The 25,009-nt window shown below is 69.1% G+C and carries 7 protein-coding genes; 4 read left to right on the forward strand and 3 right to left on the reverse strand.

The window, feature by feature from the left end; all coding sequences use genetic code 11:
- Positions 1-40: 40 nt before the first annotated feature.
- The 3 genes from AC1RMD_RS10100 to AC1RMD_RS10110 form a co-directional block, all read right to left on the reverse strand.
- Complete coding sequence (locus AC1RMD_RS10100) at positions 41-6,781, reverse strand: amino acid adenylation domain-containing protein (protein WP_492926182.1); 6,741 nt, start codon at positions 6,779-6,781, stop codon at positions 41-43.
- A 51-nt stretch (positions 6,782-6,832) separates the two neighbouring features.
- Positions 6,833-20,017 (reverse strand): amino acid adenylation domain-containing protein, encoded by a 13,185-nt coding sequence (locus AC1RMD_RS10105; protein ID WP_492926185.1) that lies wholly within the window; start codon positions 20,015-20,017, stop codon positions 6,833-6,835.
- Between the two features lie 100 nt (positions 20,018-20,117).
- Positions 20,118-20,336, reverse strand: a complete 219-nt coding sequence (locus AC1RMD_RS10110) for an MbtH family protein (protein ID WP_492926187.1) — start codon at positions 20,334-20,336, stop codon at positions 20,118-20,120.
- A 273-nt stretch (positions 20,337-20,609) separates the two neighbouring features.
- Here AC1RMD_RS10110 and AC1RMD_RS10115 point away from each other — a divergent pair, with 273 nt between their 5' ends.
- The 4 genes from AC1RMD_RS10115 to AC1RMD_RS10130 are packed head-to-tail and all read left to right on the forward strand — an operon-like array spanning position 20,610 to position 25,000.
- Positions 20,610-21,701 (forward strand): efflux RND transporter periplasmic adaptor subunit, encoded by a 1,092-nt coding sequence (locus AC1RMD_RS10115; protein ID WP_492926189.1) that lies wholly within the window; start codon positions 20,610-20,612, stop codon positions 21,699-21,701.
- The gene (locus AC1RMD_RS10120) at positions 21,698-22,366 is read left to right on the forward strand and encodes an ABC transporter ATP-binding protein (RefSeq protein WP_492926191.1); all 669 of its coding nucleotides are present in this window, start codon (positions 21,698-21,700) and stop codon (positions 22,364-22,366) included. The genes AC1RMD_RS10115 and AC1RMD_RS10120 overlap by 4 nt, the downstream gene beginning before the upstream one ends.
- A complete protein-coding gene (locus AC1RMD_RS10125) occupies positions 22,363-23,631 on the forward strand; it encodes an ABC transporter permease (RefSeq protein ID WP_492926193.1) in 1,269 nt (422 codons plus the stop codon). Before AC1RMD_RS10120 ends, AC1RMD_RS10125 begins: the two co-directional genes overlap by 4 nt.
- Positions 23,624-25,000: a TolC family protein gene (locus AC1RMD_RS10130; RefSeq protein WP_492926195.1), complete on the forward strand. Its 1,377-nt coding sequence runs from the start codon at positions 23,624-23,626 to the stop codon at positions 24,998-25,000. The genes AC1RMD_RS10125 and AC1RMD_RS10130 overlap by 8 nt, the downstream gene beginning before the upstream one ends.
- The last annotated feature ends 9 nt before the right edge of the window (positions 25,001-25,009 follow it).

Here is a 25,009-nt window from a genome sequence, read left to right on the forward strand (position 1 = left end):
CAAAAAATAGGAGGTTGGGTGGGGGCTGCCGCACGGCGCGCTACTCGGCCGTCTTGATCATCGACGCCAGTTCGCTTTGAACCTCCGCCAGCAGGCTTTCCATCGATATCTCCTGGTCGGCGGCGGTGCTGACCAGGGTGTCGACCACCTTGGCCAATTGCGCCACCGTCGGCGATTCCAGCAGGATGCGCAGCGCCACTTCCACGCCGAACGCCTTGCCGACGCGCGACAGCAGCAGAAGCGCAGGCAGCGAATGGCCGCCGAGGGCGAAGAAATCGTCATGCACGCCGACGTTGCCGCGTTGGAGGATTTCCTCGTACAGCGCGATCAGCGTCCGTTCGGTCGCACTGGTGGGCGCGGCGTAGGCGACGCCGCTGGTCGCCACGGCCGGCAATTGACGCTGGCCCAGCGCCTTGCGATCGAGCTTGCCGCTGCTGGTCATCGGCAGCGCGTCGAGTTCGGTAAAGCTGTGCGGTATCGAGCTGAGCGACATGCGCTCGGCCAGGTAGCCGCGCAGCGCCACCGTCAACGGCCCGCTGGCGACCACGTAGGCGTGCAGCGTGGTGGCGCCGTCGGCGGCCGTATGCGGCACCACCGCGCCTTCCACCACCTGCGGGTGGCTGAGCAGCGCATCCTCGATGGCGCCGATCTCGACCCGCACGCCGTTGACCTTGACCTGGCCGTCGCGCCGGCCGAGGAAGCGCAGGCTGCCGTCGGGCAGGAACAGGCCCATGTCGCCGCTGCGGTAGACCCGCTCGGGGTCGTGCTTACGCAAGGGGTTGGGCACGAACACCGCCGCGCTCAGCGCCGGGGCGCGGTAGTACCCCAGCGTAAAGAACGGCGAACGGATGAAGATTTCGCCCGGACTGCCGGCCGCGCACGGCCGCCCCGCCGGGTCGAGCACGATCACCTGCGTGTCGGCGATCGGCTTACCGACGGGCACGAAGCCGCGCTCGATGTCGGCCTGCGTGACGCGGTGGAAGCAACGTATCATCGTGGTTTCCGACGCGCCGTAGAAATTGACCAGCTCGATCCGCGTACCGAAGTGGGCCTGCCATGCCTGCACCGTGGCCGGCAGCAGCACCTCGCCCGACAGGCATATGCGTTGCAGCGCCGGCAGGCGGCCGGCGACGGCCGCGTCGGGTTCCTGCTGCAGGTAGGCCAGCAGGTTGCGCAACACCGACGGCACGCAATGGACCATGCCGACGGCGGACCGCTCCAGCCAGTCCAGCAACTGGTCGGGCGCGATCCGATGGGCTGGCGGCAGGCACAGCGTGCCGCCCGCGCACAGCGGCACGAACAGGTCGCGCAGGAAGGCGTCGAAGGTCGGCGCCGTCAACTGGCTCACGCGGCAGGCGGCGTCCAGGCCGAACTCGGCGATCTCCCAATCGATGAAGTGGGCCAGGCTGCGTGCCTTGCCGAGTATCGGCTTGGGTTTGCCGGTCGAACCCGAGGTGAAGAAAATGTAGCAGGGATCTTCCGGCTCAAGTTGGGCCGCCAGCGGCCGCGCATCGTCGGCCAGCGCGGCGAAGCCGGGCGCCGGCGTTCCGGCGCCTAGCCAGATGCCGCGCGGCGCCGCCGCCAGCTGGTCGGCGATGCCGCCGATGGCGTCGAGCGCGGCCTGGTCCACCATCCACCAGTTGGGCGCGGCCGCTTCGACCAGCATCCGCAAGCGCACCGGCGGTTCCGCCGCGTCGAAGGTGGCGAACACGCCGCCGGCCTGCATGGTGCCGATGACGGCGGCGACATGGGACAGCGGATCGGCCAGCATCAGGCCGACCACCTCGCCGCGCACCAGGCCCAGTTGCAGCAGGTGGCGCGCCACCCGGTTGCTCTCGGCGGCCAATTGCGCATACGACCATTGCCGCTCTTGCCATTCAAGCGCCACCGCATCGGGGCTGGCCTCGGTCACGCGCCGCAGGCGCTCCAGCACCGGCTCCGGCGTCGTCGGCGCCGGCAAGGCGTTGGCAAAGCGCAGATAGGGCGAGGCCAGCGCCAGCGCGCGCGGCGCGGCGAACAGGTCCCACGCCGCGCTCGCGGTGCGCGGCGCCAGCGCGATCTGTCCGATCAGCGCCAGCCACTGCCCCATCAGGTATTCGATGGTCTCCGGCGCGAACAGCGCGCTGCGATAGTCGCACTGGAAGGCCCAGACGTCGGCGTGCTCCTGGACCGTCAGTTCGAGCTCGATCTTCATGTCCTGATCGAGCGCGCAGTGCGCCGCCGGCGGACGGTGGTATGGCGTGTCCTGGTCGCGGAAACTCAGCACGTTGAACAGCACCGGCGTCACCGGGAACTGCCTGGCCGGGCGCGCCAGCTTCAGCTCCTCGATCAGGCGTTCGAACGGATAGTGCTGGTGCTCGAGCGCCGCCAGCGTATCGTCGCGCACCCGCATCAGCAGGTCGTCGAAACACTGGTCCGGCTCGACTTGCGTGCGCAGCACCAGGGTGTTCAGGAAGAATCCGATCAAGGGCTGCAATGGGGCCGCATTGCGGCCGGCGACCGGCGTGACCAGCGCGATGTCGCGCTGCCCGGTCAGGCGCGCCATCAACACCGCCAGACTGGCGTGGAGCAGCATGAACGGCGTCACGGAACGCTCCACGCACAGCGCCTTCAGGGCGCCGTGCGTCGCGCCCGACACGCTGAAGTGATAGCGCGCGCCACGGTTGGACGCCGACAGCGTCGGCGCCGAGTCGAACGGCAGTTGCAAGCGCACCATGCCGGAGCCCAGCCGCGCATGCCAGTATTGGCGGCTGGCGGCGCCGGATTCGGCCTCCAGCAAGCCGTTCTGCCAGGCGGCGTAGTCCTTGTACTGGATCGGCAACGCCGGCAGGCGCGGCGCGCGGCCCTGGAGGTCGGCCTGCAGCAGCTCCATCACCTCGTGCTGCAGCACCGCGGTCGAGCTGCCGTCGGCCACCACCTCATGCATGCACGACAGCAGCAGGCGACGGCCGTCCCAGGTGTGCAGCAGCCCCACGCGGAACAGCGGGCCCTGCTCGAAATCGAACGGCCGGGCGACAAATTGCCTGACATATTCCTGCAGCGCCGGCGCCGACGCCAGCGTGCTTTCCGCCAGCAGCACCGGCCGCGCGGCCTCGATCACCTGCAGCGGCAAGACGCCGTCGCCGGTCCGAAACACCGTGCGCAGCACTTCATGGCGGGCGACGACCGCGCTCAGCGCGCGTTCCAGCGCCGCGCGGCCTATATTCGGCGGCAAGTCCAGCAAGGCCATGCCATGGTGGGCCGTGTTGTCGGGGTCCAGCTGGTGCAACAACCACAGGCGCTGTTGCGCCGGCGAGATCGCGTACGCGGCGGCGGCTGGCAGCCGTTCGATGGCGCACCCGCCCCCCTGGCGCCGCCCTTGCGCCGCCTCGACATGGGCAGCCAGTCCGGCGACCGTGGGCGCTTCGAACAGGGCGCGCACGCCGACTTCGACATCGAAGGCCTGGTTCACCTGCGCCAGCACGATGGTGGCGCGCAGCGAATGGCCGCCGATTTCAAAGAAATTGTCCTCGACGCCCACCCGCTCCAGCTTGAGCACGCTCTGCCAGATGCCGGCCACGCTGGCTTCGAGTGCGGTGCGCGGCGCCACGAAGCGCGCAGCCACGCCTAGCCCATCCGGCGCCGGCAGTGCCTTGCGGTCGACCTTGCCGTGCGCCGTCAGTGGCAACGCCGCCAGCATGCAAAAGTGCGCCGGCAGCATGTACTCGGGCAGACGCCGCGCCAGCGCCTTGCGCAAGCCGGCCGCCGTCCAAGGCCCTTGCTCGACACCGTTGCGCTCGTCCTGCTGGTGTAGGAAGTGCGAGATCTCGACATCGCGATCAGCGTCGGCGTCGGCATCGGCGACCACGTAGGCGACCAGGCTTTGCTCGCCGTCGTCGTTGTCCGTGGCCAGCACCAGCGCCTCACGCACGCCGGGCAACTCGGTCAGGGCGGCTTCGATCTCGCCCAGCTCGATGCGGAAGCCGCGCAGCTTGAGCTGGCTGTCGGCCCGTCCCAGGTACTCCAGGCTGCCATCGGGCAGGTAGCGCCCCAGGTCGCCGGACTTGTACAGGCGGCCACCCGGCGTGGCGCCGAATGGATCGGGCACAAACCGTTCCGCGGTCAGGCCGGGGCGATTCAGGTAGGCGCGCGCCAGGCCCGCCCCCGCCACATGCAGCTCGCCCACGACGCCGGCCGGCACCGGGTTCATCTGAGCGTCCAGCAGGTAGACGCCCAGGTCCGGGATCGGCTTGCCCACCGAGCGCGGCGCCGCGCCATCGGCGCGCAGGCGCTGATAGGTGACATGCACCGTCGTTTCCGTGATGCCGTACATATTGGCCAGCGCGGGAAGCTCGTCGCCATGGGCGGCGAACCACGGCGCCAGCGCCGCGCGGTTGAGCGCTTCGCCGCCGAAGATCACGTGCCGCAGCGCCAGCGGCGCGCCGCCTTCGCGCTGCAGGTCCACCGCCATCAGTTGCTGGAAGGCGGACGGCGTTTGGTTCAACACCGTGACCTGTTCCCTGGCCAGCAAGGCGTGAAACTCGGTGGGCGAGCGCGACACGTCGAAGCTGACGATGACGAGCTTGCCGCCGTGCAGCAGGGCGCCCCAGATTTCCCAAACGGAAAAATCGAAGGCGCAGGAATGGAACAGGCTCCAGACGTCGTCGGCGCCGAAACCGAACCAGGCCTCGGTCTGCGCAAACAGGCGCATGACGTTGGCGTGCGGGAGCGACGCGCCCTTGGGCTTGCCGGTCGAACCGGAGGTGTAGATGACGTAGGCCAGGTTGCCGGGCAACGCCCCGCTGTCCGGGTTGTCGGCGGAAAACGCCTGCCAGGCGGCGGCCTCGGTGTCCAGCTCGATCGCCTTGATCGCCAGCGCGGGCAAGCGCGGCGCCAGCCGCTGCTGCGTCAACAGCAGCGCCGGCCGGGCGTCGTCCAGCATGAAGGCCAGGCGTTCCTGCGGATAGCCGGGGTCCAGCGGCAGGTAGGCGGCGCCGGCCTTGAGCACCGCCAGCAAGGCGACCACCATGTCGATGCCGCGTTCGACGAACAGGCCCACCAGGCTTTCCGGCCCCACGCCGTTGCTGCGCAGGTAGTGGGCCAGGCGGTTGGCGCTGGCGTTCAAGTCCGCGTAGCTCAGTTGACGCTCGCCGTACACCAGCGCCACCGCGTGTGGCGTGCGCGCCGCCTGGGCCTCGAACGAGCGGTGCAGCGTCGCGCCGCTGTCCGGCGCGCCGGCGCGTGGACGGCCTTGGGCGATCAGTTGCGCCGTTTCGGCGGCGTCCATCAGCGGCAGGTCGTGGACCGGACTGTCGGGATCGGCCACGATGCCGTCGAGCAGGCGGGTGAAATGGGCCGCCATGCGCGCGATCGTGGCGCGCTCGAACAGTTCGACGTCGTACTCCAGCGTCGCCTCCAGCGTGCCCTCCACTTCCGTCATGGTCAGCGCGAGGTCGAATTTGGCCGCCGTGGCGCCGCTCTCGACGGTTTGCAGGCGCAGGCCCGGCAACGCGAGTTCACCCATGGGCGCGTTCTGCAGCGCGAAGCTGACCTGGAACAGCGGCGCGTGATTGCTGCTGCGGCTGACTTGCAGGGCGTCGATCAGCTGCTCGAACGGCATGTCCTGATGGGCATAGGCTTCCAGCGCGGTGGTGCGCAACTGTTGCAGCACCGCGCTGAACGCCGGGTTGCCCTCGATGCGGGTGCGCAGCACCAGCGTGTTGGCGAACAGGCCAATCAGCGGCTCAAGGTCGCTATGATTGCGATTGGCGATGACGGTGCCCAGGCAGATGTCGTCCTGGCCCGAGTAACGGGCCAGCAGCACATTGAAGGCCGCCGCCAAGGTCATGAACAACGTGGCTCCGGCAGCCGCGCTCAATGCGTTCAGGCGCGCCGTGGCCGGCGCGCCGATGGCAAAGCGGTGCGTCGCCCCCTCTTGCCTTGGCGTAGCCGGGCGCGGGCGGTCGGTCGGCAACGCCAGCAGCGCCGGTGCGCCGTCCAGCTGCTGTTTCCAGTAGCGCAGTTGGGCGCCGAGCGCCGCCTCGTCCAGCCGCAGGCGCTGCCAGTGGGCGAAGTCGGCGTATTGGATATCGAGCTCCGGCAGCGGCGCGCGGCGGCCGTCGGCGCGGTACAGCAAGGCCAGTTCCTTCACCAGCACGCCCATCGACCAGCCGTCGGCCACGATGTGATGTATGGTGAAGAGCAACAGGTGCTCGTCGTCGGCCCGCTTGATCAGGCTGGCGCGGATCAGCGGCCCGGTCGCCAGGTCGAACGGGATGCCGGCCTCGTCGAGCGCCAGGCACTGGACCTGCGATTCCTGTTCGCCATGCGGCATGGCCGACAGGTCCTTGACGGCGATGGTCAGCGCCAGCTCCGGCGCCACGACCTGCTGCGGCGCGCCGTCGCGCGCGACGATGGTGGTGCGCAGCACTTCGTGGCGGCGCACGATCTGGTTCAGCGACCAGGTCAAGGCATCGAGGTCGAGCTGGCCGAACAGTCGTACGGCGGCGGCGATATTGTAGGCCGAGCTGCCCGGCTGGTACTGGTCGAGGAACCACAGCCGCTGCTGGGCGAACGACAGCGGCAAGGCGGCGCCGCGCGCGATCCGTTCGATGGCCTGCTCGCGCCCGCCGCCCAGCACGTTCGTCAGGAAGTCGGCGATCGCGTCCTTGTGCTGGCGGATCGTCGCTTGCAGGTCCGCAGTCAAGGCCCCCTTGGCGCCGTGGCTGCGCAATTTTCCGTCCTGAACCGTCAGTGTGACGCCCAGGTCTTTCAGCTCTACGAGGAATTTTTCCAGATTCATTTGTGGTCCTGCCAAAGTCTAAATAAGGGGGCTGAGGCCGCCGTCGGCGCCTCAGAACTCGATCTCTTCCATCCCGTCGGCGTCCGTCGCGACCGCTTCGTGCGACAGCCGCAGCAGATTGCCGATCCGCTCGGCCAGCTCGGCCACGGTTGCCGTTTCGAACAGGACCCGCACCGGCAGGTTGACGCCGAACTCCTTGCGGATGCGCGACGTGACCTGCGTGGCCAGCAGCGAATGGCCGCCCAGCGTGAAGAAGTTGTCATGGATGCCCACCCGGTCCAGCTGGAGCACGCTGGCGCAGATACTCGCCAGCGTCTCTTCGGTGGCGTCGCGCGGCGCGACATAGCCGGCCTCGCTGCGCAGACCTTCCGGCGCCGGCAAGGCGTTGCGGTCGATCTTGCCGTTGGGCGTGAGCGGGAACTGCGCCAGCGTCACGTAGTGGGCCGGCAGCATATAGTCGGGCAGCATCGACCCCAGCGCCGCGCGCCAGGCCGACGCCGCCTCCGCAGACGCGGCCTCAGCCTCACCGTGCGGCACCACGTAAGCCACCAGGCGCAGGTCGCCGGCCGCCACCTCGCGCGCCAGCACGATGGCCTCGCGCACGCCCGGCTGCGCCGCCAGCGCCGTCTCGATTTCGCCCAGCTCGATGCGGAAGCCATGCAGCTTGACCTGGCCATCGATCCGGCCGAGGCAGTCGATGCGGCCGTCGGCGTCGAACCTGGCCAGGTCGCCGCTGCGGTACATGCGCGCGCCCGGCGCCGCGAACGGATCGGGCAGGAAGCGCTCGGCGCTCAGGCCGGGGCGGCGCAAGTAGCCGCGCGCCAGGCCGTCGCCGGCGATGTAGAGTTCGCCGGCCACCCCGGGCGGCACCGGCTGCAGTTCGGCGTCCAGGATGTAGATCCGCGTGTTGGCCAGCGGACGGCCGATCAGCGGCTCGGTGGCGCACGGCGTGATGCAATGCGCGGCCGACCAGATCGTCGTTTCGGTGGGGCCGTACAAGTTCCAGATCGCCGGCACGCGCCGCAGCAGTTCATCCGCCAGCTTGCGCGGCAGCGCCTCGCCGCCGCACAGCAGCTTGAGCGTCGGCAGGCGCGGCGTCCATTGGGCGTCGACCAGCATGCGCCAGGTCGACGGCGTGGCCTGCATCACGGTGACGCCGTGCGCGTCGATCATGGCGGCCAGGCGCTGCGGATCGCCGGCCTGCTCGCGCGTGGTCAGCACGGTACGCGCGCCGCACATCAGCGGCAGGAACAACTCCAGCGCGGCGATGTCGAACGACAGCGACGTCACGCTCAGCAGCACATCGCCGGCGCTCATGCCGGGCGCCTGCTCCATGCTGCGCAGGAAGTTGACGACACCCGCGTGCGCCAGCGCCACGCCTTTCGGCCGGCCCGTCGAGCCGGACGTGTAAATCACATAGGCCAGGTGCGCCGGGTGGGTGTCGGACTGCGGGTTGTGCGCGCCATGGCCGGCCCACGCCTGGCCCTGGTCCAGGCACAATGTCTGCCAGTCCGCCACCGGCAAGCCCGGCAGCAGGTGCGATTGCGTCAGCAGCACCGCCGGCCTGGCGTCGTCCAGCATGTAGGCCAGGCGCTGCGCCGGATAGGCCGGGTCCAGCGGCAGGTAGGCGCCGCCCGCCTTGAGCACCGCCAGCAAGCCCACCACCGTATCCAGCGAACGCTCGGCGCAGATGCCCACCAGCACATCGGGCCCTACCCCCAGTTGGCGTAAATGGTGCGCCAGCCGGTTGGCGCGCGCATTGAGTTCGGCGTAGGTCAACTCGCCGGTTTCATCCACCAGCGCCACCCGCGCGCCGGCGCGCGCCACTTGCGCCTCGAACCATGCGTGGATGGTGGGCGGGCCGTCGTAACGGCTGGCGGTGTCGTTCCACGTCAGCAGCAGTCGCTCGCGGTCGGCGGCCGGCAAAATATCCAGGCCGGCGATGGGCGCGGCGGAGGTTGTTTCGAGCGCCAGCACCAGCCGCTCTAGCGCGGTATGCATGTAGTCGCACAAGGCGTTGGCCTGCGCGGCATCGACCACCTGCGCGACCATGTCGAAACCGTCGCCCAGGTCGTCGATCGCCATCACGACCGGATAATTGGTGCGCTCGTCTTCGCTGAGCAACTGCACGCCTTCCCAGGCCGCAAAGGCGTCGCTGCCGTCGCCGCTGTGGCGGTAGTTCAACAGCGCCGAAAACAATGGCACGGTCGGCGCCACGCCGCTGCAGCGCTGCGCCAGCGCCAGTGGCGCATGCTCGTGCGCCAGCAATTCGCTGAGCAAGGCATGGGTCGCGCGCAGGCTGTGCGCCGCGTCATGCGCCACACCCGGTTCGGCCAGCGTGATGCGCACCGGCAGCGTGTTGGTGAACAGGCCCAGCACGCGGTCGCTACCGGCCGCTTGCATGCGACCGAGCAATACCGTGCCGAACACCACGTCTTGCAGGCCCGAGACCCGCGCCAGCACCATGGCCCAGGCCAGATGCATCAGGCTGGCGCTGCTGGCGCTGTGCAAGCGCGCCTGCTGCCGTATCCGGTCGGCCAGCTGCGGTGCGACGCCGCGCCGCGCCTCGGTGACGTCCGAGCCGTCGCCTTGCACATCCAGCAGACCGAACGGCGCGGTCGAACTGTGCACGCCGGCCAGCATATTGCTGAAGAACGCCTGGTGCGCCGCTTCCCGCGTCGTGCTGCGCACTTGCGCCACGAAGTTACGGAACGGCAGCGCCGGCGGCAATTGTTCGGACTGCCCGCGCAGAATGGTCTGGACTTCGGCGATCAGCAGCTCGAGCGACGCATGGTCGCACACCAGGTGGTGCACCAGGATTTGCAGCAGCCAACGCCCCTGGGCCTGATCGAACACCACGAAGCCGCGCATCAGCGGCGCGCTGCGCAGGTCCAGCAGGTAGCGGCCCGGCGCGTGGCGCGCCTGCAGCTGCGCGGCCGGGTCGCCCAGCCGCGCATCGAGCGTGAGTTCCTCGACCAGCATAGTCGCCTGCCGGCACACCACCTGCACCGGGTTGGCCAAGCCGTCCCACAGCACCGCCGTGCGCAGGATGTCGTGGCGCGCAATCACCGCCTGCAGCGCCGCGACAAAGGCGTCGAGCCGGGCGCGCGTATCGAGCGCCAGCACGGTGGCCATGACGTAGGCGTCGTTCTCCGGGCTGACCACATGATGGAACCAGATGCCCTCCTGCAGCGGTGTCAATGGATAGACGTCCTGGATATTGGCCGCCCCGCCCGGCGTTGCGCGCACGATCTGCGCCACTTCGTTGGGGGTCAGTTGCACCAGCGTCAGCATCTCCGCGCTCAGCGCGTCGCAGCCGTCGGGAATGCCGTTGGGCGGCACCTCGGCCTCGTCATACCCGTCACCGACGGCCAGCGCCAGCGCGGCCACGGTCGGCGCGGCGTACAGCCGGCGCGCATCGAGCCGCATGCCCTCGGCGCGCAGCCGCTCGATCAGCCGGACCGCCAGCAAGGAATTTCCGCCCAGGTCGAAAAAGTTGTCGTGCACGCCAACCGGATCGCGCTGGAGCAGCTCGCCCCAGATGCGGCACAAGGTCGCCTCGGTCCGGGTCCGGGCCCCGACCTGCGCGGCCTCGCCAGGACCAAGGCCGGCCACGGGCGCCGGCAAGGCCTTGCGCTCGATCTTGCCGTTCGGGCTCAAAGGGAACTGCGCGATGGCGACGATGTGGCGCGGCACCATGTACTCCGGCAGCGTCGTCGCCAGCGCCAGGCGCAGCGCGGCGGCGTCCTGCGCAGCATCCGGCGTATCGCCGTGCGCCACCACGTAGCCCACCAGCGTCGGCTCGCCCGGCACGTCCTCGCGCGCCAGCACCAGCGCATCGCGCACCCCTGGCTGCGCCTTCAGTGCCGCCTCGATCTCGCCCAGTTCGATCCGCAAGCCGCGGATTTTCACCTGGTCGTCGAGACGTCCCAGGTACTCGACGGCGCCGTCGCGCAAGTAGCGCGCCAGGTCGCCCGTCTTGTACATGCGGCTGCCCGCCGGCCCGAACGGGTTGGGGATGAATTTCTCCGCCGTCAACGCGCCGCGCCCCAGGTAGCCGCGCGCCAGGCCGATCCCGGCAATATGCAGCTCACCCGCCACGCCCACCGGCACCGGCTGCAGCTGCGCGTCGAGCACGTGCAGCGCGAGGTTGGCGATCGGCCGGCCGATCGGCACGCTGGCGTGCGGCGAGCCGAGGCCGGCCTGGCACTTCCAGTAGCTGACGTCGACCGACGCCTCCGTCGGCCCGTACAGATTGTGCAGCTCCACGTCAGGCAGTTGCTCGAAGAAGCGCTGCTGCAACTCCAGCGGCAACGCTTGCCCGCTGCAGATCACGCGCCGCAACGGCGCGCACAGGCGCGTGTCGGCCGTGGCCAGGAACACGTCCAGCATCGGCGGCACGAAATGCAACGTGCTGACGTTTTGCGCCGCGATCAGCGCGGCCAGGTAGGCCACGTCCTGATGCCCGCCGGGCTTGGCCACCACCAGCGTCGCGCCCGTGATCAGCGGCCAGAAGAACTCCCACACCGAGACGTCAAAGCTGAACGGCGTCTTCTGCAGTACCCGTTCGCCCGCCACCAGGCCGTATTGCTCCTGCATCCAGCGCAAGCGGTTGACGATGCCCGCCTGGTCCACCGCCGCGCCCTTGGGCCGGCCGGTCGAGCCGGACGTGTAGATCACATAGGCCAGGTGGGCCGGCAGCGTGATCGACGGCAGATTGTGCGCGCCGTGGTTCTCCCATGTCTGCGCGGCGTCCAGGCACAGCGTCACGCCGCCGTGAGCGGGCAATTGCGCCAGCAGCCCGGTCTGGGTCAGCAGCACCGTCGGTGCGGCGTCGTCCAGCATGTACGCCAGGCGCTGCGCCGGGTAGGCCGGATCCAGCGGCAGGTAGGCGCCGCCGGCCTTGAGCACCGCCAGCAAGCCCACCACCATCTCGACCGAGCGCTCGGCGCAGATGCCGACCAGCACATCCGGCCCTACCCCAAGCTCGCGCAGCCGGTGCGCCAGCCGGTTTGCCCGCGCATTGAGTTCCGCGTAAGTCAGCTCGCTGTCCTCGTAGACCAGCGCCAGCTCGTTGGCCGAGCGCGCCGCCTGCGCCTCGAACAGCGCCGCCAGCGTGTGCGGGCCGTCGTAGCGCGTGGCAGTGGCATTCCATTCGACCAGCAAACGCCGGCGCTCGCCGTCGTCCAGCATCGGCAACTCGCCGAGCGCACGCCCGGGGTCGGCCACGATCCCGGCCAGCAGGCGCTTGAAATAGCCCGCCATGCGTTCGATCGTCTCGGCGTCGAACAGGTCGGTGTTGTACTGGAACTTGATCACCAGTTGCTCGGGCAACTGCGTGATGTCGAGCATCAGGTCGTCCTGTCCGTAACTCATCGGGCTTTCGGCCAGTGCGGCGTCCAACCCGGCGAAGGCCGGCATGTCGCGCGGACGGTCGAGGTTGAACATCACCGGCGCCAGCAGCCTGCGCTGGGCGTTGTGCCGCTGGCCGAGCTTGCGCGTGAGCAGCGCGAACGGATAGTCGGCATGCAGATACGCTTCCACCAGCGACGACTTGATGTCGGCCAGGTAATCGGAAAAGATGGCGTCGGCCCGTGGCCGGCAGCGCACCGGCACCACGTTGAGGGTACAGCCGACCAGGTGCGCTTCGCCATCGTCCGGCCGTCCGACGGCAACCGGAATGCCGATCACCAGGTCATCCTGATGGGTCAAGCGGTGCAGCAGCACCGAGGTGGCCGCCATCAGCGTCATGAACAGCGTGCAGCCATGGCGCGGGCCCAGTTGCAGCAGTTGCTGGTACTGGAGGCCGTCCAGCGTCACTTGCCGGCGTTGGGCGCGCAGCGACGACTGGCGGTGCGGCGGGCGGTCGGTCGGCAAGGCCAGCGGCGCCGGCATGTCGGTGAACCGGTCCATCCAGTAACGCTCGTCGCGCCGGCACTGCTCGCTGTCCAGATACGCCTGGCGCTGTTCCACGTAATCCCACAGCGGCGCCGCCGGCGGCAGCTGGGGCGCGCCATGCCGGCACAGTGCGTTATAGAGCTCGGCAATTTCCGCCACCAGCACAGCGAGCGAGATGCCATCGATGACAACGTGGTGCACCGTGAGCGACAGCAGGTGCCGCTGCGCGTCGTCGCGCCACAGGGCCGCGCGCAGCAATGGTCCGCGCTCGAGGTCGAACGGGCGCTGGCTGTCTTGCTCCAGCCAGCGTTCCAGCGCGCCCGCCGGCGCGCTGGCCGCTACCGACGGCGCCAGCGCCAGCTCGATGTCCGGCGCGGGCAACACCCGCTGCAATTCTCCGGAGGCGTCGATCACGGCGCGCAGCGCATCGTGGCGCGCGACCACCTGGCGCAGGGCGCGCTGCAGCAACGCCGGGTCGAGCGGACCGTGCAGACGCAAGCCGACGTGGGTATGGTAGGCCAACCCGGCCTCGGCATTGAGCCGGCACTCGAGCCAGATCCCTTGCTGGGTCGAGGTCAACGCCAGGCTCGTCGCGTCCGCTTGCGGCGCGCGCTCGGGCGGCGCCGCCCGGTCCGCCGGACCCGGCGCAGGCGGCAGGAAGCCGCCGTCGCGCAGGTCGCGCACACTGGCCTCGAAGGCGCGGTAAATGAAATCGAGATCGGCGTCGCTGTGCGCGGTGGACAGGAACATATTGCGTCCCTCCCACACGTACAGGCCATGCGCGACCAGGTGGTAGCAGAACAGGTCGAGATTTCCCGTGGTGTTCAGCCGGAACAAGGAACCGCACTGCACCAGCCGCATCGACAACTGTTCGCGCGCGAACAGCGCGTTGATGCGCTCGACCAGCGCGCCGGTGCGCTGCGTGAGCCGCTCCTGCAGTGCCGGGCCTTCGCGTTTCATCCTGCCCAGCACGGCACGCGCGGCCGCCATCGTCAGCGGGTGCTTGCTGAAGGTGCCGGCGAAGAAGGTGGTGGTGACCGAGGCGCGGCCATCGACGCTGTCGCGGCGGCCGCCGTCGACCGCATCCAGGTAGCGCGCCGCCCCGGCGACCATGCCGAGCGGCATGCCGCCGCCGGCGGCCTTGCCGTAGGTGGCGATGTCGGCGCTCACGCCGAACAGCGCCTGCGCGCCGCCCGGATGCAGGCGGAAGCCGGTGATCATCTCGTCGAAGATCAGCGTGATCCCCAGCTCCCGGGTCAGCGCGCGCAGTTGCTGCAGGAAGGCGCGCGGCTGCAGTTCCGGGTGCCGCCCCTGGACCGGCTCGACCAGCACCGCCGCCAGCTCATGGCCGTGGCGGCGGATGATGTCGAGCGATTCGGCCTCGCCGTACTCGAGCACCAGCGCATGCTGTTCGATGCCCGGCGTCAGGCCCGGCATCAGCGGCGCGGCCATGCCGGTGCCGCCCTGGTCCAGGTCGACCCCGACCAGCGAGCCGTCGGACCAGCCGTGGTAGGAGCCGTTGAACATGACGAATTTTTTGCGCGCGGTGGCGGTGCGCGCCAGGCGCAAGGCCAGGATCACCGCTTCGGTGCCCGAATTGCAGAAGGCGACGCGCTCCATGCCGGTCAACTCCTGCACCAGTTGCGCGACCTCGCCGGCCAGCGGCGACTGCGGGCCGATCGGCATGCCCTGCTGCATCTGATGCTGCAGCGCCTGCTGGATGAAGTCGGGGCTGTGGCCGAACAGGTGCACGCCGAAGCCCATCGTCAGGTCGACGTATTGATTGCCGTCGACGTCCCAGATGTGCGCACCGGCGGCCCGTTCCGAGACGATGGGATAGAACAGCTCGCGCAGCGTGAGCGGCAGCACCGGGTCGCTGGCGGAAAAGCGGAAGCCGGCCTGGGCGCGGTAGTCGGCGTGGACCGGCTTGTACTGCGCCGTCTGCTCCATCGAGCCACGGGTGCGCGCGACGAAGCGCTGCATGAACTGGCGCAGATAGGCGGCCTGGTGCGACGTCAGCTGTGCGTAGGGATCGAACTGCTTCGGCTGGGTCGGCGCCGCGCGCACGACCGGCGCCGGGATGGTCGCCGGCAGGCGCTGGTGCTGATGTTGGTACGGCGCAGCGTCGCGGTCGGCCTTCAGGGCGTCGAGCTGCTGCAGCAGCACCTGGGTGGTTTGCTGCGTCATCTGCGCCAAGCCTTCGATCTGGAGCGCGATGATGCGTTCGAGCGGCGACGCCGCCGGGTCGCCCACGGCGTCGGCCCGCTCGACCGGGGCCGGCGGCTGGCTCGGCGCCGCCACCGCCAACTGCGTGCCGATGAACTCGGCCAGCAGCGCAATGCTGGTCAATTCCTCGAACAGCTGGCGGATCGTGACGGTGACCTCGAAGTGTTTCTGGATACGGCTGATGGCCTGCACCAGGATCAGCGAGTCCGCCCCCAGTTCCAGCAGCGGCGCGTCGACACTGATCTTGCCCGGTTCGATGCGCAGCAATTCGGCCACGATGGCGCAAATCTCGCGTTCGATCCCGGCCACGTCCGGCCGCGCCGTCGACATCGCCAGGGACGGCACGGTCGGCGCCGCCGCGACGGGCTGCGCTGTGCCGGCGGACGCGCGCTGCGCCGGCATGGCCGGCAACGTTTCGACCCAGTGGCGCAACCGTTCGAACGGGTAGCTCGGCGCAGGCACGCGGCGCCGCTGTTGGCCCGCATGGAGCGCGCTCCAGTCGACCTCCTGGCCGGCCAGCCACAGCTGACCGAGCGTGCCCAGGTATTGCGCCAGGTCGGGCTCATTGGCCGGGGCGGCGCCAAGCGACAGCAACATGGTCCAGCGGCAGGCGCCGGCGTTGGCGAATTGCCTGGCAAGCGTGGTCAGGGTTCTGCCCGGCCCCACTTCGAGGCACAGCGCCTCGGCGGCGCCGCTGCGCTCGGCCAGGGCGCTCAAACCCTGGGCGAAACGCACCGGCTGGCGCAGATGCCGCACCCAATAGTCCGGCGAGGTCGCCTCGTCGGGCGTGATCCAGGTGCCCGTCACGTTGGACAGGAAAGGCAAGCTCGGCGCATGCAGCGCGAAGCCCGCCACCAGCTGGCCGAACGGCGCCAGCGCCGCATCCATCATATGCGAATGGAAGGCGTGCGAGGTGGACAGGCGGCGATGCGAAACGCCCTGCCCGCTCAAGGTCTGCTCCAGCGCTTGCACCGCCTGCTCGCTGCCCGCGACCACGCAGCGTTCGCGGCCGTTGACCGCCGCCAGCGCGATGCCGTCGTTCAGATAGCCGGCCAGTTGCTCTTCCCCCAGGCTGACGCTCAACATCGCGCCGCCCGGCAATTCCTGCATCAACCGCCCGCGCGCGGCGACCAGCGCCAGCGCGTCGTCGAGCGAGAACACGCCGGCCACGCAGGCCGCCACGTATTCGCCCAGGCTGTGGCCTATCATCGCCGCCGGCCGGATGCCGCCATCGATCCACAGCCGCGCCAGAGCATACTCGATGACGAACAGCGCCAGCTGCGCATGCCGGGTTTGCTGGAGTTGTTCCGCCGACGGCGCGACTGCCGCATCGGCCAGCCCCAGCAGCGCGTGCAGGTCGATGCCGCACTGGCGCTGCACGCTGTCCACGCAGCGGTCGACCGTCGCGCGGAAAGCCGGCAGTTGCTGGTACAACTGGCGCGCCATGCCTGGCTGCTGCGCCCCCTGGCCGGGGAACATGAAAAATACCGGCGCCACTTGCTTGGGCAGTGGCGCGCGGCGGACGCGCTGCGGCGTCGGTGCGCCCAGCGCTTGCCTGGCGTCGTCGCTGCCGCTGCACACCAGCATGCTGCGCCAGCCGAAGGCATCCCGCCCCATCTGATGGGTGTAGGCGAGGTCGGCCAGGTCGGCGTCGCTGCGGCCGGCCAGGTGGGCCGCCAGGCGGCCGGCGCCGGCGGCCAATGCCGTGTCGGTTTTGGCGGAAAAAGTCAGCAACTGCCACGGCCAGGCGGCGCCGGACGGCGTCGGCGCCGGCCCTTGCTGCAACACGACGTGAGCCAGCGTGCCGCCGAACCCGAACGAGCTGACCCCCGCCAGCTGCGGCGCGCTGCGCGGCCAAGCCTGCAGGCGGGTTGGAATCGCCAGCGGCACGCCGTCCAGCGAGCAGTGCGGATTCGGGATACGGTAGTGCTGGTTGGCGGGAATGGCCTGGTGTTCGAGCGCCAGCACGGTCTTGATCAGGCCGGCGATGCCGGCGGCCGCTTCCAGATGGCCGATGTTGGTCTTGACGGTGCCGATGTAGCAGCCCTGGTCGGCGGCGCGGCCCGGCAACAGGACCTCCTTCAACGCCCGCAGTTCGATCGGGTCGCCCAGCGCGGTGCCGGTGCCGTGCGCTTCCAGATAGCCGATCTCGGCCGGCGCCACGGCCGCATCGGCGAGCGCGCACCGCAGCACGTCGACCTGGGCCGCGCCGTTGGGCGCGATCAAGCCATTGCTGCGGCCATCCTGGCCGACCGCCGAACCGCGGATGATCGCGCGAATCGGGTCGCCATCGCGCAGCGCGTCCGCCAGGCGCTTGAGCGTGACGATGCCGCAGCCCTCGCCGCGGACATAGCCGTCGGCGGCGGCGTCGAACGACTTGCACAGGCCGTCGGGGGCGAGCATGCCGGCGCCGGCGAAGGCGACGCCCAGCTCGGGCGACAGGATCAGATTGACGCCGCCGGCAAACGCCAGCGCCGTTTCGCCACGACGCAGGCTCTGGCAAGCCAGGTGCACCGCCACCAGCGACGACGAACAAGCGGTGTCGACGGCGACGCTCGGGCCGCGCAGGTCAAGCAGGTAGGACAGGCGATTGGCGGCGATGCTGGCGGCGTTGCCGGCGGCCGCATACAGCGTCGGGCCGTCGGCGGCGCCGGCTTGCAGGCTTTCATAGTCGTGGGTGGAGACGCCGACGAACACGCCGGTGCGGCTGCCCGCGATCCGGGCTGCGGGGATGCCGGCATTCTCCAGCGCCTCCCATGCCACCTCGAGCATCAGCCGCTGCTGCGGATCGATGCGTGCCGCCTCCAGCGGCGAAATGCCGAAGAATGGCGCATCGAACAGGTCGACCTGATCGAGAAAGCCACCCAGGTTGACCTGCGGCGCACCGCCGTGCGCGGCGGCGAAGGTGTGCGCGGCCACGCGCCCGGCGGGCACCGCCGCCGTCGCCACCCCGCCCTGCCGCAGCAGCGCCCAGAATGCCTCGATATCGTTGGCGCCCGGAAAACGGCAGCCCATGCCGATGATGGCGATCGGCTCGGCGCTGTCGCCCTGGCCCTGGCCTTGGTCCGCCGCCGGTTCGGCCGGCGCCACCGCTTGTTCGGCCAGGAACTGCGCCAGTTGCGCCAACGATGGATGGTCCCAGAAGACCGTCGGCGAGATCGTCCATTGCAGCGCGCCGGACAACTCGTCGGCCAGCTGTATCGTCGTCAGCGAGTCCAAGCCATAACTGGCGAACGGCTGCCGGGGATCGATCTCCAGCGGCGCCAGGCCGAGCCGGGCCGCCAGCTTGTCGCGCAGTAGCGCCAGCATCGCGGCGGCGCCAACCGCCGCCTGGCCCGGCGCCGGTGCGGAAGCGGACGGCGCGTTTTTTTCGTGCGCGCGCAGCGGCCGGTCCCAACGCGCCAGCGACGCCAGTTCTCCCTCTTCGAACATCTTCTTGCACAGCTGACGCTGGACCTTGCCGCTGGAGGTGCGCGGCAGCTGGCCCGCCTTGACCAGCACGATGGTGTCCGGCGGCAAATCGACCTGTTCCGCCACCGCGTTGGCGATCACACCGAACAAGGCGGTATCGGCGCCGTGGCGGAAATCCATTTCCTGGACCAGCACCAGGCGCTCGCTGCGCTCGTCCGCCACGCCGAAGGCGATCGCGCCGTCGATCCTGAGCTGTTCGTGCGCCGTGAACGAGGCGTTCTCGACATCCTGCGGATAGATGTTGCGGCCATTGACGATGATCAGGTCTTTCAGCCGTCCACAGAGATACAGTTCGCCGTCATGGAAAAAGCCGAGATCGCCCGTACGCAAATACGGGCCATCATCCTCGCCGGCGATGTGGGCCTGGAACGTGGCCTGGGTCGCTTCGTCCCGCTGCCAGTACCCTTGCGCCACGCAGGGCCCTTGGACCCACAGTTCGCCGACGCTGTCGGCGGCGCAACGCCGCAGCGTCTGCGGATCGATCAGCGCGACGCGGTAGTGCGCCAGAATTTTCCCCACGCTCACCATCGAGACCGCATCGGGGCCGTCCGCGCACGGCTCGACCGCTTGCCGCTGCAGCCCCGCCTTCGACAGGCTCAGATGCGTTGGCAACTGGCCGGGCGCCGTGCCCTGCACCGCCGTCACCAGCAGGGTGGACTCGGCCAGCCCGTAGCCAGGCACCATGGCGTGCGGGCGGAAGCCGCAGGCGCCGAAATGCTCGCCGAACTGGCGCACGGTTTCCAGGCGCACCGGTTCGGCGCCATTCGAGGCGATGCGCCAGCTGGCCAGGTCCAGCGTGGCCATGTGCTCGGCCGTGATCGCGCGCACACACAGGTCGTAGGCGAAGTTGGGCGCCGAGGCGATGGTGCCGCGGTAGTCGCTGATGGCTTTGAGCCAGCGATAAGGATGGAGCAGGAAGGACGCCGGCCGCATGAAGACGCAGCGATGGCCCCAGTACAAGGGATGGAGGATGCCGCCGATCAAGCCGAAGTCGTGATACGGAGGCAACCATGAGACGGTCACGTCGGATGCGCACACGTTGATCGCGTCACCGATGAGTTGCAGGTTGTTGAGCAGGTTGCCATGGCTGACCATCACCCCTTTCGGCGTGCTGGTCGAACCCGAGGTGTATTGCAGGAAGGCCAGCGTGTCGCCATCGACATCGGGGTCGCGCCAGGCACCGGCGTGCGGCGCCAACTGGTCGAGCACCAGCCAGTCGCTGATGGAAAATTGCGGCGCGCGGCCGCGCAGCTTGTCGATGCGCTGCAGATCGACGCTGGTGGTGATGGCCGTCTGCGCGCGCGCGTCGTCGACCACGGCCTGCAGCCGCGCCAGCTGGCGCGTGCTGCTCGCCGGATAGGCCGGCACCGGCAACGCACCGGCATACAGACAGCCGAAGAACGCCGCGATGTAATCGAGTCCGGGTTGGAGCAGCAACAGCACGGGTTGCGCGCGCATGTCTCCGCGCGCCTGCAAATGCGCCGCGATGTGTTGCGCTCTGGCATTAAGTTCCTTGTAAGTCAACGTTTCCGGCTGCCCGTCGCCGTCCGGCAGGAAGATGTAGGCGGCCTCGTCGGCCCCCTGTTCGGCACGGTATTGCAGCAGATGGAGCAGACTTTTAAAAGCGGGAACGTTCGACATGACCGGGGCCTAACTGTTAAAACTGACAGGGTGGAAGTGTTGCTATTGGACCAATAAATCAATAAACAACAGGAAAAAGCATTGCCTAATAAGCATTATTTCAATTGGACGAAGACGCCTCGCCCATGGCCTTGCGCAGACTCAGCGGACGCATGTCGACCCACGTGGCCTCTATATGAGCCAGGCACGCTTCCTTCGGCCCAGAAAACCCCGAGGCGCGCCAGCCAGCCGGGATCTCACGCCCCGACAGCCAGATGGAATACTGCTCTTCTTCGTTTAAAACCACGCAATAACTTCTAACATCTGCCTCATTGGACATAAACGTATTCCTTCACAAATCAAATGGAGAGGGCGGATTGCCATCGGTGCAAGCAACTATCATGACGATATGTTTTAAATTGTACAATATTCTCATGGTGCATTTTGCATTATTTATTGTACAATCTGCCCATCAATTTGTTATCCATACTGCAAGTCACGCACGATTGTTTCGTTCGGTAGTAAATTCCGGGCCGCATGGGACAGATGGAAAGATGTCTATACAACTTAGTGCTGACGTGGCCTGCCGCCACGGCCTAAAAATGGGAAAAACATGAACAAGTTCAGGCTGCGCGCCGCTGTGGCGACGGTCACGCTCGGCGTCGCGGTGGCGCTGAGCGTCGGCATGACGGACCGCTCCCCGCCCCTGGCGTTGGCGACGGTGCGCGTCGACTCCGGCCCGGTCACGTCCTACATCCGGGCCACGGGCAGGGTCAACAGCGTGAACGATGTGCGGCTCAGCGTGGTGTCCGCAGGCCTGGTACAGGCCGTCGATATCGCGGTCGGCAGCGAGGTCAAGCCGGGCCAGGCACTGCTGCGGCTGGACGCGCGCGACGCCGAACTGCAGACGGTCGCCGAGCAGGCGGCGCTGCGCGAAATCGATGCCGCCATCGCGCAGCAGGAGCGCGCCCTGCGCGGCCTGCGCGCCGACCATGCGGCCGGCGCCGTGGCGCGCGAGCAAGTGCTGCGCGCCGAGGAAAACCTGGCGCTGGCGCGCATCCAGCGCCAGAAAGCCGCGGCCGCTGTCGCCCATGCCCAGGCGCGGATGGCGCAGCTGGCGCTGCGCTCGCCGATCGCCGGCGTGGTCACCGACGTCGCCGTGCAGCCCGGCGAGGTGGCGCTGGCCGGCCAGCCGCTGGTCACCGTCTCCGATAGCAGCCATCGACAGATCCTGGCCCGCATGGAGCAAGACGATGCGCAAGACCTGCGCGTGGGCATGCCGGTGCGCGTCTCGCTGCAAGGCGCGCCGGAGCAGATGAGCGAGGAGCGCATCGCCCGCATCGAACCGGCGGTCCGCAAGGAAGGCAGCACCAGCTACACGGCGGTGTGGATCAGCCTCACCGCGCCCAAGCTGCAGCTGCGCCCCAACCAGCAGGTCGACGTGCGGGTGCCGATCGGCTCGCATCTGCCGGTGCCGCGCTTGCCGCTGGAGGCCTTGACCACCCAGCAGGACAAGGCGGCGGTCTGGACACTGGACGGCAGCGGCGCCCTGCGCCTGGTGCCGGTCACGACCGGCGTGATGGGCGACCGCTACGTGGAAATTCGCGCCGGCCTGCCCCAGGGGCAGCTGGTGGCGCTGGCCGCCGGCCGCGCCCTCAAGGAAGGCGAGCACGCGCGCGACGCCAACGCGGCGGGCAAGCCATGATGCGCTTGACCGGGGCGTGCAAACGCTATCGCAGTGGCGGCGGCCACATCGAGATCCTGCGCCAGGTATCGGTGGAGATCGCCGAAGGCGAGTTCGTCGCCATCATGGGGCCGTCCGGCTCCGGCAAGTCGACCTTGATGAACGTGCTCGGCTGCCTCGACACGCTCGACACCGGCACCTACGAGCTCGACGGCAAGCGGGTCGACCAGATGGACGACCTGGCGCTGGCGGGCCTGCGCAACCGCAGGTTCGGCTTCGTGTTCCAGCTGTTCAACCTGATTCCGCGCCTCGATGCGCTGCGCAACGTCGAACTGCCGATGATCTACGGCTGCGTGCCGGCCGCCGAACGGCGCCTGCGGGCCCAGGTCGCGCTTGAGCGGGTCGGACTGGGCGAGCGCAGCCATCACGTGCCGTCCAGCCTGTCCGGCGGCCAGCAGCAGCGCGTGGCGATCGCCCGCGCGGTGGCCAACGACCCCGACATCATCATCGCCGACGAGCCGACCGGCGCGCTCGATTCGCGCTCCAGCGACGAGATCATGCAGCTGTTCGCCGGCCTGCACCAGCAGGGCAAGACGATCCTGATGGTCACGCACGAGAACGACGTGGCCGCGCACGCGCAGCGCATCATCCGGCTGCGCGACGGCCAGCTCAGCGAGGCGGCATGAACCCGCGCTTCGCACCGGGACGGCGCTGGCGGCTGTGGCTCGACATCGGGCTGCAAGCCTGGTACAGCCTCGGCGACCGCAGGTTGCGCACCCTGCTCAGCGTGTCGGGCATCGCGATCGGCATCGCCGCCGTCACCCTGATCGACGTTGTCACCCATGGCGGACGCGAAATGGTGTTTGCCGAACTGCAGACTTTCGGCCTGCGTTCGGTGTGGATCTCGCGCGACCGCAAACTGCTGAACCCGCACCAGCAGCAGCGCACCGGCAGCGGCATCGACAACACCGACTACGAGGCCCTGCGCAACTCAAGCTGCTGCACCGCGTTCACGCGCATGAGCCCGATGGTATTGGGTGCGCCCGACACTCCCAGGCTGGCGCGCGCCGGACGGCTGTACAGCCAGGTCCAGCTCGAGGGCGTGAGCGAGGACTACCTGGCGATGAACAACGACCAGCTGGCCAAGGGCCGCGCCTTTACCGCCGCCGACGTCAACCGCGCGCGGCCGGTGGCGATCATCGGCGCCAAGATCGCCGCCGAGCTGTTCGCAGCCGGGGTCGATCCGGTCGGGCGCGAAGTGCGACTCGATAACCGCACCTTCGAAGTGATCGGCGTGCTAGCCGCCAAGAACCGCTCGCTGCTGACCAGCATAGGTTCCGGCCAGGACGCCAACGGCCGCCTGCTGATGCCCTACACCCGCGCCCAGGCCATGCTCGACAGCGATCAGATCGACGTGCTGCAGGGCCAGGTCAGGGAAGGCGTGGCGGCCGCCGTCGCCGCGCAATCGGCGGCCGACTTCCTGCGGCGCCGGCATCGTGACGCCTACGCCTACCGGGTCGATACGATGGCGCAATATGTGCAAACGGCCGACAACATCCTCGACGGCGTGGCCGTGATCGGCCTGGTCGCCGCCTCGGTCTCCCTGTTCGTCGCCGGCCTGGGCATCCTGAACATCATGAGCACGGCGGTGCTGGAACGCACGCGCGAAATCGGCGTGCGCAAGGCCATGGGCGGCAGCGCGCACAACATCCTGCTGCAATTCCTGTTCGAAGCCGGCTTCATCAGCCTGTTCGGCGGCGTGCTGGGGCTGCTGCTGGGCGGCGTCGCCAGCGTGCTGATCGCCCGCCTGGCCAACGTCCCCCTCGAGCCCGCCATGTTATTCAACTGGGTGTCGCTGCTGGTGGCGGTCGGCGTCGGCCTGGTCGCCGGCCTGTATCCGGCTTACCGCGCGGCGCACTTGCGTCCGGTCGAGGCTTTGCGCTATGAATAAACCCATGCTGGCCGGCCTGCTCGCCGGCGTACTCGGCACCCTGAGCGGCGCCTCGTGGGCCGCCTTGGCCGCCACCGGGGGCGCGCCCGGCAAGACCTTCGCGCAGGCCTTCGAAACGGCCGCCTCAACCCGCCTGTCGGTGCGTATCGCGGCGGCCGAGGTGGACGCAGCAGCCGCCCGCGTGGCCCAGGCCAGGGCGCAATTCTATCCAACCCTGGATCTGTCCTACAACGCCGACCGCTTCCACCACAACGACCCCTACACCGGCATCAACGCCTCGGTGCTGATTCCGGAGCTCAACACCAGCGCGCAAGTGGCGGTCACGCAGACCGTGCCGCGCTACCAGAACGCCGCCACCCTGAGCGCGCGCTACCAGCTGTACACCGGCGGACGGACGCAGGCGCAACTGAGGCAGGACGAGTTGTCGCTGCAGGCGGCCGAGGTGGCGCGCAACATCGCGCTGCAACAAGTGGCGCTGGACGTCTCGTCGGCCTACTTCAGGCTGCGCCGCGCCTGCATGCAGACGGCCTCGGCCGCGCGCCAGCTGCGGCGCGCCGAGACGCAGGCCGACGTCACGCGCCTGCGCCTCGGCCAGGGCCGGGTCGCCCCGATCGAGGAACGCGTCGCCACCCTGGGCGTGGCGGAAAAGCAGTCGGCGTGGCGTTCGCGGCAGGAGGAACTGGAACTGGTGCACGCCGGCTTCCGGGCAGCGCTGCAAACCGGGGCCGCCGACGAGGGGCCGGAACAACGCTGCCAGTTCGTCAACACGGTCGACGTCGACCTGGACCAGGTGCGCCGGCTGAGCGACCAGACCCTCGACCTCCGCCACGACACGCTGACGCTGGCCGCAGCGCGCGAACGGGTGGCCGTCCAGCGCGCGGCGCTGCGCCCGCAGCTCATCCTGTACAGCAATTACTCCGGCATCGGCCGCAGCGACAGCTCGATGCGGAGCAGCCTGTCCGACTTTTCCTTCCGCCAGTTCAATGTGGGACTGATGCTGAGTTTCAACCTGTTCGATCATGGCTTGACGTCGCAGCGGGTGTCGGAGGCCGAGGCCGAGTTGCGCAAGCAGTCCCTGCATGCGGAGCTGGCCGCCGCCGAGCGCGACCAGCAGACCCGGCGGCGCGAACTGAACGAGCGCATGGTCAACACCCGCATCGACCTGCTGCGCGCGCGCCTGGAACTGGCCAGCGCGCAGGCCGACATGGCGCGCCAGCAGCTGAAGACCGATTCCGTCAGCGCCGCCGTGGTCGAGGAACGCGCCGAGCTGGAACAGGACGCGCGCGATGAACTGCAGGCCGCGCAGGTCGACGCGGCACTGGCCCATCTGGCGCTGCTGTTTCCTATGCGAACCCTAAGCACGCCATGAACCGCCGGC

The sequence above is a fragment of the Duganella sp. GW822-FHT06D06 genome (assembly GCF_058799615.1).